Source organism: Burkholderia sp. BCC0506, from assembly GCF_902833145.1.
Taxonomy (GTDB): Bacteria; Pseudomonadota; Gammaproteobacteria; order Burkholderiales; family Burkholderiaceae; genus Burkholderia.
On the sequence record NZ_CADFEN010000016.1, the window covers coordinates 140,246 to 155,033 of the forward strand.

Here is a 14,788-nt window from a genome sequence, read left to right on the forward strand (position 1 = left end):
AAAGCGAGAATCGACGCACAGTTGACTTCCGAACCGGCGAATCGGGCGCGAACTTTCGAACGCGACTCGGCCCACCGAATACCGGAACCCAGCATGATATTCCGGAAATGCCAACTAAGTCAACGGCTTGCGTGATTTGCCGGCTGATCGCGCGGTTTTCACGAGGGGTCGGAACGCTGTGTCAAGCCGATTCGATGACGTCGATGATCTCGTCGCCGAAACGCTCCAGCTTGCGCACGCCCATGCCGGGGATGTGGCGCAGGTCGTCGATCGTCTCCGGCGCATTGCGTGCGATTTCGGCGAGCGTCGCGTCGTGGAAGATCACGTAGGCCGGCACACCGTCCGTCTTCGCGGTTTCCGCGCGCCACGCGCGCAGCGCATCCCAGCGCGCGCGTTCGCGGGCGCCCATGCCGGCCGTCGGGTCGACGCGCGTGCCGCTGCGACTCGACGACTGGCGAGAGCGCTGCGGCTTCACGTAGCGGCGCAGCGTGACCTTTTCCTCGTTCTTCAGCACGGGCTTCGCGGCCTCGGTCAGCATCAGCGCGCCGAAGCCGCCATGGTCGACCGCCAGGTAGCCGTACGCGACCAGCTGCCGGAAAATCGCCCGCCACTCCGGTTCGGACAGCGCGGCGCCGATGCCGAACGTGCTGAGCTGGTCGTGGCCGCGCTGCAACACCTTCTCGGTGCGCCCGCCGCGCAGGATCTCGATCAGGTGGCTCGAGCCGAAATTGAAGCCGCTCGCGCGCTGCGCGCGGAACACGCACGACAGCGCCATCTGCGCCTCGCGCGTCGCGTCCCACGACGCGGGCGGCTCGAGGCACGTGTCGCAGTTGCCGCACGGCTGGCTCGCCTCGCCGAAGTAGTTCAAGAGCCGCACGCGGCGGCACGAGATCGTCTCGCACAACCCGAGCAGCGCATCGAGCTTCGACGTCTGCACGCGCTTGTGCGCGTCGTCCGCATCGGATTCGTCGATCATCTTGCGCTGCTGGACGACGTCGCCGAGGCCGTACGCCATCCACGCGTTCGCCGGCAAGCCGTCGCGGCCCGCGCGGCCGGTTTCCTGGTAATAGCCTTCGACGCTCTTCGGCAGATCGAGGTGCGCGACGAAGCGCACGTCGGGCTTGTCGATGCCCATGCCGAACGCGATCGTCGCGCACATCACGATGCCTTCCTCGCGCTGGAACATTTCCTGGTGCTTCTGCCGCACCTCGAACTCCATCCCCGCGTGATACGGCAGCGCGCGCACGCCCTGCGCCTTCAGCCATTCGGCCGTTTCCTCGACCTTGCGGCGCGACAGGCAATAGACGACACCCGCGTCCGTCGTACCGTCGGCATTCGTGTGTTCGGCGCGGATGAAGTCGAGCAGCTGCGAGCGCGCGTTGTCCTTCTCGACGATCCGGTAGCGAATGTTCGGGCGGTCGAAGCTCGACACGAACACGCGTGCATCGTCGAGCGCGAGACGATGGATGATCTCGTCGCGCGTGATCGCATCGGCCGTGGCGGTCAGCGCGATGCGCGGCACCGACGGGAAGCGCTCGTGCAGCACCGACAGCTGGATGTATTCCGGGCGGAAATCGTGCCCCCATTGCGACACGCAGTGCGCTTCGTCGATCGCGAACAGGCCGATCTTCGCGCGCTCGAGCAGCTCGAGGAAGCGGCCCGTCATCAACCGCTCCGGCGCGACGTACAGCAAATCGATTTCGCCTTCGCGCAGCGCGCGCTCGGTAGCCGCGGCCTCGGCGCCCGACAGCGTCGAATTCAGGTAGGCCGCGCGCACACCGACTTCGCTCAACGCGGCGACCTGGTCCTGCATCAGCGCGATCAGCGGCGAAACGACGATGCCGGCGCCCTGCCCGGCCTCGCGGCGCAGCAGCGCGGGAATCTGGTAGCACAGCGACTTGCCGCCGCCGGTCGGCATCAGCACGAGACAATCGCCGCCGCCGGCGACGTGCTCGACGATCTCGCCCTGCTGGCCGCGAAAGGCGGAATAACCAAAGACTTCGTCGAGTATTTCGAGGGCGCGGGACATGAATGAGAACTGGGACGGCTAAGCGATGACCGCAATTTTAACAACCCGCTCGCGCGACGCGTGGCGAATCGCGCGGCGTTGGCCGTTCGGTCAGGGTTCGTTCGCGTGCATCACGGGCCTGCCGCGGCCGTACCGGACGCGAGCGCGGGGCATCATGCGCCGGCGCCGCGCAGGCACGTGATGCGCGTGAACGAGGGATAAAAAAAACCGCCCGGCAGAACCGGGCGGTTTCGGTGACAGCGATGATAGCAAGGCAAGGCGGCTTGCGCCGCCTCGCGCTTACTCGGCTGCCGGGTGTTGCGGCTCTTCCGCCGGCGCGCTCGGCGTGCCGAAGTCGAATGCCTCTTCCGCTGCGATCTGGTCGAAACGCTCGCGATCCGACGATTCCTTCGCCTTGCGTGCCTTGTGGAACGCGAGACCCGTACCGGCCGGAATCAGACGGCCGACGATCACGTTTTCCTTCAGGCCGCGCAGATCGTCGCGCTTGCCCATGATCGCCGCTTCGGTCAGCACGCGGGTCGTTTCCTGGAACGATGCCGCGGAGATGAACGAGTCGGTCGACAGCGATGCCTTCGTGATACCGAGCAGCACGTTATCGTACGAAGCCGGGCGCTTGCCCTCGGCGATCATGCGATCGTTCTCGTCCAGCATGTCGGAACGCTCGACCTGTTCGCCCGGGATGAAGCGCGTATCGCCGTTGTCGGTGATCTGCACACGACGCAGCATCTGGCGAACGATCACCTCGATGTGCTTGTCGTTGATCTTCACGCCCTGCAGACGGTACACGTCCTGCACTTCGTCGACGATGTAGCGCGACAGCGCCTCGATACCCTGCAGACGCAGGATATCGTGCGGATCGGCCGGACCGTCCACGATCATTTCGCCCTTGTTGACGACCTGCGCATCGTGAACCAGAACCTGCTTTTCCTTCGCGATCAGGAACTCGTGCTGGTTGCCCTCGAGGTCCGTGATGACGAGACGCTGCTTGCCCTTCGTGTCCTTGCCGAACGACGTCGTGCCGGTGACTTCCGCGAGAATGCCGGCATCCTTCGGCGAACGCGCTTCGAACAGTTCCGCCACCCGCGGCAGACCGCCGGTAATGTCACGCGTCTTCTGCGCTTCCGTCGGGATACGTGCGAGCACTTCACCGACCTGCACCTGCTGGCCGTCCTTCACGGTGATCAGTGCGCCGACCTGGAAGCCGATCTGCACCGCATGCTCCGTGCCCGGGATCTTCACTTCCTCGCCGTTCGCGTCGAGCAGCTTCACCTGCGGACGCACGCTCTTCGAAGCCTGCGAACCGCGGCGCTTCACGTCGATCACGACCAGCGTCGACAGGCCGGTCACGTCGTCGATCTGCTTCGCGACGGTCACGCCTTCCTCGACGTTCTCGAACTTCACCGTACCACCGTACTCGGTGATGATCGGACGCGTCAGCGGATCCCACGTGGCGAGCTGCGTGCCGGCCTTGATGGTCGCGCCGTCGAGCTGCAGCAGCGTCGCGCCGTACGGCACTTTGTGACGCTCGCGCTCGCGACCGAAGTCGTCGGTGATCATCGCTTCGCCCGAACGCGAGATGACGATCTGCTCGCCCTTCGCATTCGTCACGTAGCGCATCGTGGCCGTGAAGCGCACGATACCGTTGCTCTTCGCTTCGACCGACGACGCCACTGCCGCACGCGATGCCGCACCACCGATGTGGAACGTACGCATCGTCAGCTGCGTGCCCGGCTCACCGATCGACTGCGCCGCGATCACGCCGACGGCTTCGCCGACGTTCACGAGCGAGCCGCGGCCGAGGTCGCGGCCATAGCAGGCTGCGCACAGGCCGTAACGCGTTTCGCAGGTGAGCGGCGTGCGCACGCGCACTTCGTCGATGCCGAGGCGTTCGATCTCCTCGACCGCCGTTTCGTCGAGCAGCGTGCCCGACTCGTACAGCGTTTCCTGCGTTTCCGGATTCACGACGTCCGCCACCGCGACGCGGCCGAGGATACGGTCGCGCAGCGCTTCGACGACTTCACCGCCTTCGACGAGCGCCTTCATCGCGACGCCGTTCGACGTGCCGCAATCGTCTTCCACCACGACCAGATCCTGCGTGACGTCGACCAGACGACGCGTCAGGTAACCCGAGTTCGCGGTCTTCAGTGCCGTATCAGCCAGACCCTTACGTGCACCGTGGGTCGAGATGAAGTACTGCAACACGTTCAGACCTTCGCGGAAGTTCGCGGTAATCGGCGTCTCGATAATCGAGCCGTCCGGCTTCGCCATCAGGCCTCGCATACCGGCCAGCTGACGAATCTGAACCGCCGAACCCCGGGCGCCCGAGTCGGCCATCATGTAGATCGAGTTGAACGACTCCTGGCGCGTCTCGTTGCCGTCGCGATCGATCACCGGCTCCGTCGACAGCTGCTCCATCATCGCCTTGCCGACCGCTTCCGACGTCGCCGACCAGATGTCGACCACGTTGTTGTAGCGTTCCTGCGCGGTGACGAGACCCGACATGTACTGGCGGTCGTACTCCTTCACCTTCTTCGCGGCGTCGCCGACGATCGTTTCCTTCTGCGGCGGCACGAGCATGTCGTCCACGCAGATCGAGATGCCGGCGCGCGTCGCGAGACGGAAACCCGACTGCATCAGCTGGTCGGCGAACACGACCGTCGCACGCAGACCGCACTTGCGGAACGCGGTGTTGATCAGGCGCGAGATTTCCTTCTTCTTCAGCGGCTTGTTCAGCACCGAGAACGGCAGGCCGTGCGGCAGGATCTCCGACAGGATCGCGCGGCCGACGGTCGTCGCGTACAGCGTGATCTTCGGCACGAATTCCGGCGCACCTTCCGACGTGTCCTCGTTGCGGACCATTTCGGTAATCCGGACGTTGACGCGCGAGGCCAGCTCGACTTCCTTGTTCTCGTACGCGCGGATGACTTCCGACACGCCCGTGAACGACAGGCCTTCGCCCTTGCCGTTGATCGCTTCGCGGGTCGCGTAGTACAGACCCAGCACGATATCCTGCGACGGCACGATCGACGGATCGCCGTTGGCCGGGAACAGCACGTTGTTCGACGCCAGCATCAGCGTGCGCGCTTCCATCTGCGCTTCGAGCGACAGCGGCACGTGAACGGCCATCTGGTCACCGTCGAAGTCGGCGTTGAACGCCGCGCAGACGAGCGGGTGCAGCTGGATCGCCTTGCCTTCGATCAGCACCGGCTCGAACGCCTGGATACCGAGACGGTGCAGCGTCGGCGCACGGTTCAGCATCACCGGGTGTTCGCGGATCACCTCTTCGAGGATGTCCCACACCACCGGCGTCTGGTTCTCGACTTCCTTCTTCGCCGCCTTGATGGTCGTCGCAACGCCCATCACTTCCAGCTTGTTGAAGATGAACGGCTTGAACAGCTCGAGCGCCATCAGCTTCGGCAGACCGCACTGGTGCAGCTTCAGCGTCGGGCCGACCACGATGACCGAACGGCCCGAGTAGTCGACGCGCTTGCCCAGCAGGTTCTGACGGAAACGACCGCCCTTGCCCTTGATCATGTCGGCGAGCGACTTCAGCGGACGCTTGTTCGCGCCCGTCATCGCCTTGCCGCGACGACCGTTGTCGAGCAGCGAGTCGACGGCTTCCTGCAGCATCCGCTTTTCGTTGCGGACGATGATTTCAGGCGCCTTCAGCTCGAGCAGACGCTTCAACCGGTTGTTACGGTTGATCACGCGGCGATACAGGTCGTTCAGGTCCGACGTCGCGAAACGGCCGCCGTCCAGCGGCACGAGCGGACGCAGTTCCGGCGGCAGCACCGGCAGCACTTCGAGAATCATCCACTCGGGCTTGATGCCCGAGCGCTGGAATGCCTCGAGGACCTTCAGGCGCTTCGCGTACTTCTTGATCTTCGCTTCCGAGCCGGTGTTCTTCAGCTCGGTGCGCAGCGTCTCGACCTGCTCGTCGATGTTGATCGCGCGCAGCAGTTCACGCACGCCTTCCGCGCCCATCTCGGCACGGAATTCGTCGCCGTATTCCTCGACCTTGTTGTAGTAATCCTCTTCGGTCATGATCTGCCGCGCCTTCAGCGGCGTCATGCCCGGTTCGATCACCACGTACGCTTCGAAGTACAGCACGCGTTCGATGTCGCGCAGCGTCATGTCGAGCACCATGCCCAGACGCGACGGCAGCGACTTCAGGAACCAGATGTGCGCGACCGGCGAGGCCAGCTCGATGTGGCCCATCCGTTCGCGACGCACCTTCGCCAGCGTCACTTCGACGCCGCACTTCTCGCAGATCACGCCGCGATGCTTCAGGCGCTTGTACTTGCCGCACAGGCACTCGTAGTCCTTGATCGGCCCGAAGATCTTCGCGCAGAACAGACCATCGCGTTCCGGCTTGAACGTACGGTAGTTGATGGTCTCCGGCTTCTTCACTTCACCGAACGACCACGAACGGATCTTGTCCGGCGAGGCCAGACCGATCTTGATCGCGTCGAAAACTTCTTCCTGTTGGACTTGCTTGAATAGATCGAGCAGAGCTTTCATTGCCTTCTCTCCGTAGTCCGATTAATTGCGGTCGAGATCGATATCGATACCGAGCGAGCGGATTTCCTTCACGAGCACGTTGAAGGATTCCGGCATGCCTGCATCGATCACGTGATCGCCCTTGACGAGGTTTTCGTACACCTTCGTCCGGCCGGTCACGTCGTCCGACTTCACCGTCAGCATTTCCTGCAGCACGTAGGACGCGCCGTACGCTTCGAGTGCCCACACTTCCATTTCACCGAAACGCTGGCCACCGAACTGCGCCTTACCACCCAGCGGCTGCTGCGTGACGAGCGAGTACGGGCCCGTCGAACGCGCGTGCATCTTGTCGTCGACCAGGTGGTGCAGCTTCAGGTAGTGCATGTAGCCGAGCGTCACGCGGCGTTCGAACGGCTCGCCCGTGCGACCGTCGTACAGGCGGACCTGGTTCTTCGACGGGTTCATGTCGAGCTGCTGCGCGATGTCGTCCGGGAACGCGAGGTCGAGCATCTTGCCCATTTCTTCCTCGGTTGCGCCATCGAACACCGGCGTCGCGAACGGTACGCCTTCGCGCAGGTTCTTCGCGAGTTCGAGGATCTCTTCGTCGGTGAAGCTTTCCAGATCTTCCTGGCGGCCCGACTCGTTGTAGATCTTCGTCAGGAACACGCGCAGTTCCTCGATCTTCGCCTGACGCTGCAGCATTTCGCCGATACGCCAGCCGAGGCCCTTCGCGGCCCAGCCGAGGTGGACCTCCAGAACCTGACCCACGTTCATCCGCGACGGCACGCCGAGCGGGTTCAGCACGACGTCTGCCGGACGGCCGTCGGCCATGTACGGCATGTCTTCGATCGGGACGATCTTCGACACGACACCCTTGTTACCGTGACGGCCTGCCATCTTGTCGCCAGGCTGCAGGCGGCGCTTCACCGCGAGGTACACCTTGACCATCTTCAGCACGCCCGGCGGCAGTTCGTCGCCCTGCGTGAGCTTCTTGCGCTTCTCTTCGAACGCGAGGTCGAATTGGTGACGCTTCTCTTCGATCGAGTTCTTGATCGCTTCGAGCTGCGCCGCGGCTTCGTCGTCCGCGAGGCGGATGTCGAACCAGTGGTAGTGGTCGAGGTCTTCCAGGTAAGCCTGGTCGATCTTCGTGCCCTTCGCGAGTTTCTTCGGACCGCCGTTCGCGACCTTGCCCACGAGCATGCGCGCGAGACGCTGGAACGCGTCGCCTTCCACGATGCGCAGCTGGTCGTTCAGGTCGAGACGGTAGCGCTTCAGTTCGTCGTCGATGATCTGTTGCGCACGCTTGTCGCGCTGGATGCCTTCACGCGTGAACACCTGGACGTCGATCACGGTACCGCTCATGCCCGACGGCACGCGCAGCGACGTGTCCTTCACGTCCGAAGCCTTCTCGCCGAAGATCGCGCGCAGGAGCTTCTCTTCCGGCGTCAGCTGGGTCTCGCCCTTCGGCGTGACCTTGCCGACCAGCACGTCGCCTGCTTCGACTTCGGCACCGATGTACACGATGCCCGATTCGTCGAGACGGCCGAGCTGGACTTCCGCCAGGTTCGAGATGTCGCGCGTGATTTCTTCCGGCCCGAGCTTCGTGTCGCGTGCAACGACGTTCAGCTCTTCGATGTGGATCGACGTGTAGCGATCGTCCGCGACCACCTTCTCCGAGATCAGGATCGAGTCCTCGAAGTTGTAGCCGTTCCACGGCATGAACGCGATCAGCATGTTCTGGCCGAGCGCGAGCTCGCCCAGGTCCGTCGACGCGCCGTCGGCCAGCACGTCGCCGCGCGAGACCTTGTCGCCCATCTTCACGATCGGACGCTGGTTGATGTTCGTGTTCTGGTTCGAACGCGTGTACTTGATCAGGTTGTAGATGTCGACACCGACTTCACCTGCGACCGCTTCTTCGTCGTTCACGCGAATCACGATACGGCCTGCGTCGACGTAGTCGACGACACCGCCGCGGAACGCCTGGACCGTCGTGCCCGAGTCGACCGCGCAGGTGCGCTCGATACCCGTACCGACGACCGGCTTCTCCGGACGCAGACACGGCACGGCCTGACGCTGCATGTTCGAACCCATCAACGCGCGGTTCGCGTCGTCGTGCTCGAGGAACGGGATCAGCGATGCTGCCACCGACACGATCTGCGACGGCGCGACGTCCATGTACTGGATACGGTCCGGCGTGACCATCATCGTTTCGCCCGCTTCACGCGACGACACGAGTTCGTCGATCAGTCGGCCGTCCTCGTCGATCGCGGCGTTCGCCTGGGCGATCATGTAGCGACCTTCCTCGATCGCCGACAGGTAGTCGATCTGGTCGGTCACCTCGCCGTCCACGACCTTGCGGTACGGCGTCTCGAGGAAGCCATACTCGTTCAGGTGCGCGTACAGTGCGAGCGAGTTGATCAGGCCGATGTTCGGACCTTCCGGCGTTTCGATCGGGCACACGCGGCCGTAGTGGGTCGGATGCACGTCGCGGACTTCGAAGCCTGCGCGCTCGCGCGTCAGACCGCCCGGGCCCAGTGCGGAAACGCGACGCTTGTGCGTGATTTCCGACAGCGGGTTGGTCTGGTCCATGAACTGCGACAGCTGCGACGAACCGAAGAACTCGCGGATCGCCGACGAAATCGGCTTCGAGTTGATCAGGTCGTGCGGCATCAGGTTTTCGCTTTCGGCCTGGCCGAGGCGCTCCTTGACCGCGCGCTCGACACGCACGAGACCCGCGCGGAACTGGTTTTCCGCCAGTTCGCCGACGCAGCGCACGCGACGGTTGCCGAGGTGGTCGATGTCGTCCACTTCGCCCTTGCCGTTGCGCAGTTCGACGAGGATCTTGATCGTCGCGAGGATGTCGTCGTCCTGCAGCGTCATCGGGCCGGTGATCTCGTCACGGCCGACGCGGCGGTTGAACTTCATGCGGCCGACCTTCGACAGGTCGTACGCTTCTTCGCTGTAGAACAGACGGTTGAACAGTGCCTCGACCGCTTCTTCGGTCGGCGGCTCGCCCGGACGCATCATGCGGTAGATCGCGATGCGCGCGGCCGTCTTGTCGGTCGTTTCGTCGACACGCAGCGTCGACGAAATGTACGGGCCCTGGTCCAGATCGTTCGTGTAGAGCGTCTGGATGTCCTTGATGCCCGCTTCGCGCAGCTTCTCGAGCACGCTTTCGGTGATTTCGTCGTTCGCGCTCGCGATCACTTCGCCGGTATCGCCGTCGACGACGTTCTTCGCCAGCACGCGGCCGAGCAGATAGTCTTCCGGCACCGAGATGAACTTGGTCTTCGCGGCTTCGAGGTCGCGAATGTGCTTCGCGTTGATCCGCTTGTCCTTCTGGACGATCACCTTGCCATCACGATCCGTGATGTCGAAACGCGCGACTTCACCACGCAGGCGCTCGGGCACGAACTCGAGCTGCGCGCCTTCGTCCATCAGCGTGAAGTTGTCGAACACGAAGAAGTTCGCGAGGATCTGTTCCGGCGTCAGGCCGATGGCCTTCAGCAGGATCGTGACCGGCATCTTGCGGCGACGGTCGACGCGGAAGTACAGGATGTCCTTCGGATCGAATTCGAAGTCGAGCCACGAGCCGCGGTACGGAATGATCCGTGCCGAGAACAGCAGCTTGCCCGAGCTGTGCGTCTTGCCCTTGTCGTGTTCGAAGAACACGCCCGGCGAACGGTGCAGCTGCGAGACGATGACACGCTCGGTGCCGTTGATGACGAACGAGCCCGTCGGCGTCATGAGCGGAATTTCGCCCATGTACACTTCCTGCTCCTTCACTTCCTTGACGACCGGCTTGTTCGGCGATTCCTTGTCGAGGATGACGAGGCGGACCTTCGCGCGCAGCGCGGAGCAGTACGTCAGGCCACGCTGCTGGCATTCCTTGATGTTGAATGCCGGCGAGGACAGCGCATAGCTCACGAACTCGAGGCGCGCGAAACCGTTGTGCGAAACAATGGGAAATACCGACGTGAACGCGGCCTGCAAACCCTCGGGCTTACGTTGCGTCGCGGGCACATCGGCTTGCAGAAACGTGCTGAATGATTCAAGCTGAGTAGCCAGCAAGAACGGAACTTGGTGAACGATGGGGCGCTTCGCGAAACTCTTGCGAATGCGCTTCTTCTCGGTGAAGGAATATTGCATACGATCTCCGAATCACGGCGGGTGCTATCGAGGCGGAATACCTGGACGTTTCAAACCCGAGTGTTCACCGACTGAGACCCGATGGCCGTTCGACGGCTTGAACGAGCCGAGAAGCTTGGTGGTTGGCCGCTACCAACCGCTGGCTGACGGCAGCGGATGCCTGTGTTGCCCGCTACCCGACCAAACTTGCCTTCTGCAGTCGCTTCAGAAGACAAAGAGAACCGCCAATCGTGCGTGATTCACCACAACGATCAGGCGGTTTTCTTTGGCTTCTGGGGCCGATTATTCGTGCTCCCGAATGAGTGCCAGAATAACGTCCCCACAAAGCACAAAAAGGCCGGCGGTGAAAATACCGCCAGCCTTCGCACAGCGCGTCGAAACTTACTTGACTTCGACCTTCGCGCCAGCTTCTTCCAGCTTCTTCTTGGCTTCTTCAGCAGCAGCCTTGTCGACGCCTTCCTTGATGGGCTTCGGTGCACCGTCAACCAGGTCCTTCGCTTCCTTCAGGCCCAGGCCCGTCAGTTCGCGAACGGCCTTGATGACCGAAACCTTGTTGGCGCCGGCTTCAGCCAGGACGACCGTGAATTCGGTCTTCTCTTCTGCAGCGGCAGCAGCGCCGCCGCCTGCCGGGCCAGCGACTGCCACTGCAGCTGCCGACACGCCAAACTTCTCTTCGAACGCCTTGACCAGTTCGTTCAGTTCCAGAACGGTCATCCCTTCGACTGCTGCCAGGATGTCTTCTTTTGCGATTGCCATTTGAAATACTCCTAAATTGAATTCGGATACAGCCAGCGATCAATAACGCTGATGCACGTTCGCTTATGCAGCTTCCGCTTGCTTCTTCTCGGCCAGCGCGGCCAGGGCACGCGCGAAGCCCGAAACAGGCGCTTGCATAACGAACAGCAGCTTCGAGAGCAGTTCTTCGCGGCTCGGGATGCTTGCCAGCGCTTGCACGCCAGCCTTGTCCATCACCTTGCCATCGAACGAACCAGCCTTGATGACCAACTTGTCATTGCTCTTGCTGAAGTCGTTGACGACCTTAGCAGCAGCAATTGCATCTTCCGAGATGCCGTAGATCAGCGGACCAGTCATCTGCTCTGCCAGCGGAGCAAACGGCGTACCTTCGACGGCGCGACGCGCCAGCGTGTTCTTCAACACGCGCAGGTAAACCTTTTGCTCACGCGCTTGCGCGCGCAGCTTGGTCAGATCGCCAACCGCAATTCCACGATACTCAGCCAGCACAACGGTCTGGGCCTTCGCGACTTGCGCGGAAACCTCAGCGACGACGGCTTGCTTGTCTTCTCTATTAAGCGGCACGGTTAGCCTCCAGAAACGATACGTTCGGCCTGCCGGTATGGCGAAACCTCACGTACCTCGTTCAACAACGGCGTCCGACCTCGTTAGGAGTATTTCCACCTCACGCCGCGAATCGCTTCGCGGCCTGCGGCTTCACCACTGCAAAACTTTTTCGGGTTCGCCATCTGCGTTGGCTTGAATTAAGGGGATCACCCGACTGCTGCGCCCCACCAACGGTCTTTGATAACCGGTTGTTCGCCATGCAGCACGAACAACCGCCCAAAGCCCATGTAGGCCGCCTCGCGAGCGAAGCGGCCCGAATACTTGCTTACTGTGCTGCCAGCGTAGCCTGGTCGACACGCACGCCGACGCCCATCGTGCTCGACAGTGCGATCTTGCGCAGGTACACGCCCTTGCTCGTTGCCGGCTTTGCCTTCTGCAGCGCGTCGATCAGCGCCGACAGGTTCGAACGCAGCGCGGTCGGCTCGAACGATGCACGGCCGATGGTCGCGTGAATGATACCGGCCTTGTCGACACGGAATTGCACCTGACCGGCCTTCGCGTTCTTGACGGCGGTTGCGACGTCCGGCGTGACCGTACCGACCTTCGGGTTCGGCATCAGGCCGCGCGGGCCCAGGATCTGGCCGAGCGTACCGACGATACGCATCGTGTCCGGCGAAGCGATCACGATGTCGAAATCCATCTGACCAGCCTTGATCTGCTCGGCGAGGTCTTCCATACCGACGATTTCCGCGCCTGCTGCACGCGCCTGCTCGGCCTTTTCACCTTGCGCGAACACGGCAACGCGAACCGACTTGCCCGTACCTGCCGGCAGAACGACCGAACCACGAACGACCTGGTCCGACTTCTTCGCGTCGATGCCGAGCTGGACTGCGACGTCGATCGACTCGTCGAACTTCGCGCTCGCGCATTCCTTCACGAGGCTCAGTGCGTCTTCGATCGCGTACAGCTTCTGACGGTCGACCTTGGCGGCAAATGCCTGACGGCGCTTGGAGATCTTAGCCATTTACACGCCCTCCACAGTGATACCCATCGAGCGTGCGCTACCAGCGATGGTGCGAACGGCTGCGTCCAGATCAGCTGCCGTAAGGTCCGGCATCTTGGTCTTCGCGATTTCTTCGGCTTGAGCGCGCGTGATCGAACCGACCTTGTCGGTGTGCGGCTTGCTCGAGCCCTTGTCCACCTTCGCCGCCTTCTTGATCAGGACGGTCGCCGGCGGCGTCTTCATCACGAACGTGAAGCTCTTGTCAGCGAATGCCGTGATGACCACCGGCACCGGCAGACCCGGCTCCATGCCTTGAGTCTGCGCGTTGAACGCCTTGCAGAACTCCATGATGTTCAGGCCGCGCTGGCCCAGTGCCGGACCGACCGGCGGCGACGGGTTGGCTTTACCTGCAGGGATCTGCAGCTTGATAAAGCCGATAATCTTCTTTGCCATTTGAAACCTCATTGGAACGCCGGGAAGGCGTTCGGTGAGTGATAACGCGCTTTCGCCTTTGGCTACTGACGCTCCTCAACGGCCATGACGCGGGCCGTAAGCGCGAAGGTGGGCAGCCGAGGCTGCCCACCGAATCGGGATCAAACTTTTTCGACCTGACCGAACTCGAGTTCGACCGGGGTGGAGCGGCCAAAAATGGTGACCGACACACGCACGCGCGATTTCTCGTAGTTGACTTCTTCGACGGTGCCGTTGAAGTCCGTGAACGGGCCTTCCTTGACACGCACCATCTCGCCGACTTCGAACAGGGTCTTCGGGCGCGGTTTTTCGACGCCTTCCTGCATCTGCGACATGATCTTCTCGACTTCCTTCGGGGAAATCGGGGTCGGACGGTTACGCGCACCGCCGACGAAACCGGTGACCTTCGCGGTATTCTTCACGAGGTGCCACGTTTCGTCCGTCATTTCCATTTCCACCAGCACGTAGCCGGGGAAGAAACGACGCTCAGTCACTGCCTTGTGGCCACCCTTGACTTCGACCACTTCTTCGGTCGGGACCAGGATCTGACCGAATTTGTCCTGCATGCCAGCACGTTCGATGCGCTCTTGAAGCGCACGTTGCACGCTCTTCTCCATACCGGAGTAGGCGTGCACGACGTACCAACGCTTTCCGCTCGGGGATGCCGGAGTATCGCTCATATCATTTCCAACCCAGAATCGCCGAGAAAATCACCCATTCGATCGATTTGTCGCTCAACCAGAGGAAAATCGCCATCACGAGCACGAAACCGAACACGACGAGTGTGGTTTGCGTTGCTTCCTTGCGGGTGGGCCATACGACCTTCCGGACTTCCTTGTACGAATCCTTGGCAAATGCAATGAGGCTCTTGCCAGGGGGGGACATCAGCCCGACGGCCACGCCGGCGATGATACCTACCGCCAACGCGGCACCGCGGACATACCACTGCTGATTGGCCAGCCAGAAGAAGCCCACGAATCCGGCCAACACCAGCAATACGCCCAGGGCCAGCATCAGCTTATCGCCGGAGGTATTTACAGTTTCGACGGATGGATTCGCCATAACACCTTAAAACAAATGCCACGTGGGACACGTGGCGATTTTTGGCAGGGGCAGAGGGAATCGAACCCCCAACCTTCGGTTTTGGAGACCGACGCTCTGCCAGTTGAGCTATACCCCTAAACCATGTTGGGGCCGGCTGCTGCCAGCCCCAAAACTGTCGATCAACGAATAACTGGCTTACTCGATGATCTTGGCGACGACGCCTGCGCCGACGGTACGGCCGCCTTCGCGGATTGCGAAGCGCAGACCTTCTTCCATCGCGATCGGCGCGATCA

9 protein-coding genes, 1 tRNA gene and 1 pseudogene are annotated in these 14,788 nt (G+C 62.3%); all 11 read right to left on the reverse strand.

Annotated elements, in window-relative coordinates:
* Positions 1 to 181 precede the first annotated feature (181 nt).
* Positions 182 to 2,029: a DNA helicase RecQ gene (recQ, locus tag HWX62_RS29980; RefSeq protein WP_175932058.1), complete on the reverse strand. Its 1,848-nt coding sequence runs from the start codon at positions 2,027 to 2,029 to the stop codon at positions 182 to 184.
* Positions 2,030 to 2,308: 279 nt separating this feature from the next.
* Positions 2,309 to 6,550, reverse strand: a complete 4,242-nt coding sequence (rpoC, locus tag HWX62_RS29985; RefSeq protein WP_006482896.1) for a DNA-directed RNA polymerase subunit beta' — start codon at positions 6,548 to 6,550, stop codon at positions 2,309 to 2,311.
* 21 nt (positions 6,551 to 6,571) lie between these two features.
* Positions 6,572 to 10,678 (reverse strand): DNA-directed RNA polymerase subunit beta, encoded by a 4,107-nt coding sequence (gene rpoB, locus HWX62_RS29990; RefSeq protein WP_175932059.1) that lies wholly within the window; start codon positions 10,676 to 10,678, stop codon positions 6,572 to 6,574.
* A gap of 381 nt (positions 10,679 to 11,059) precedes the next feature.
* Positions 11,060 to 11,434 (reverse strand): 50S ribosomal protein L7/L12, encoded by a 375-nt coding sequence (rplL, locus tag HWX62_RS29995; RefSeq protein ID WP_006482911.1) that lies wholly within the window; start codon positions 11,432 to 11,434, stop codon positions 11,060 to 11,062.
* 63 nt (positions 11,435 to 11,497) lie between these two features.
* Positions 11,498 to 11,995, reverse strand: coding sequence for a 50S ribosomal protein L10 (rplJ, locus tag HWX62_RS30000; RefSeq protein ID WP_006482916.1), 498 nt, complete (start codon positions 11,993 to 11,995; stop codon positions 11,498 to 11,500).
* A 307-nt stretch (positions 11,996 to 12,302) separates the two neighbouring features.
* On the reverse strand, positions 12,303 to 13,001 hold the full coding sequence (gene rplA / locus HWX62_RS30005) for a 50S ribosomal protein L1 (protein ID WP_034209724.1): 699 nt from the start codon (positions 12,999 to 13,001) through the stop codon (positions 12,303 to 12,305).
* Positions 13,002 to 13,433 (reverse strand): 50S ribosomal protein L11, encoded by a 432-nt coding sequence (rplK, locus tag HWX62_RS30010; RefSeq protein ID WP_006477201.1) that lies wholly within the window; start codon positions 13,431 to 13,433, stop codon positions 13,002 to 13,004.
* 140 nt (positions 13,434 to 13,573) lie between these two features.
* Positions 13,574 to 14,131, reverse strand: a complete 558-nt coding sequence (gene nusG, locus HWX62_RS30015; protein WP_006400672.1) for a transcription termination/antitermination protein NusG — start codon at positions 14,129 to 14,131, stop codon at positions 13,574 to 13,576.
* Position 14,132: 1 nt separating this feature from the next.
* Complete coding sequence (gene secE / locus HWX62_RS30020; protein WP_175932060.1) at positions 14,133 to 14,513, reverse strand: preprotein translocase subunit SecE; 381 nt, start codon at positions 14,511 to 14,513, stop codon at positions 14,133 to 14,135.
* Between the two features lie 42 nt (positions 14,514 to 14,555).
* Positions 14,556 to 14,631: transfer RNA gene (locus HWX62_RS30025), tRNA-Trp, on the reverse strand.
* A 59-nt stretch (positions 14,632 to 14,690) separates the two neighbouring features.
* Positions 14,691 to 14,788 (reverse strand): annotated as a pseudogene (locus HWX62_RS30030) (elongation factor Tu); the annotation flags it as partial.

Bases quoted from the DNA above. Each gene is read 5' to 3' on its own strand.
- secE (WP_175932060.1), bottom strand. From the start codon at position 14,513: ATGGCGAATCCATCCGTCGAAACTGTAAATACCTCCGGCGATAAGCTG.
- rpoB (WP_175932059.1), bottom strand. From the start codon at position 10,678: ATGCAATATTCCTTCACCGAGAAGAAGCGCATTCGCAAGAGTTTCGCG.
- nusG (WP_006400672.1), bottom strand. From the start codon at position 14,131: ATGAGCGATACTCCGGCATCCCCGAGCGGAAAGCGTTGGTACGTCGTG.
- rpoC (WP_006482896.1), bottom strand. From the start codon at position 6,550: ATGAAAGCTCTGCTCGATCTATTCAAGCAAGTCCAACAGGAAGAAGTT.
- rplK (WP_006477201.1), bottom strand. From the start codon at position 13,433: ATGGCAAAGAAGATTATCGGCTTTATCAAGCTGCAGATCCCTGCAGGT.
- rplL (WP_006482911.1), bottom strand. From the start codon at position 11,434: ATGGCAATCGCAAAAGAAGACATCCTGGCAGCAGTCGAAGGGATGACC.
- rplA (WP_034209724.1), bottom strand. From the start codon at position 13,001: ATGGCTAAGATCTCCAAGCGCCGTCAGGCATTTGCCGCCAAGGTCGAC.
- recQ (WP_175932058.1), bottom strand. From the start codon at position 2,029: ATGTCCCGCGCCCTCGAAATACTCGACGAAGTCTTTGGTTATTCCGCC.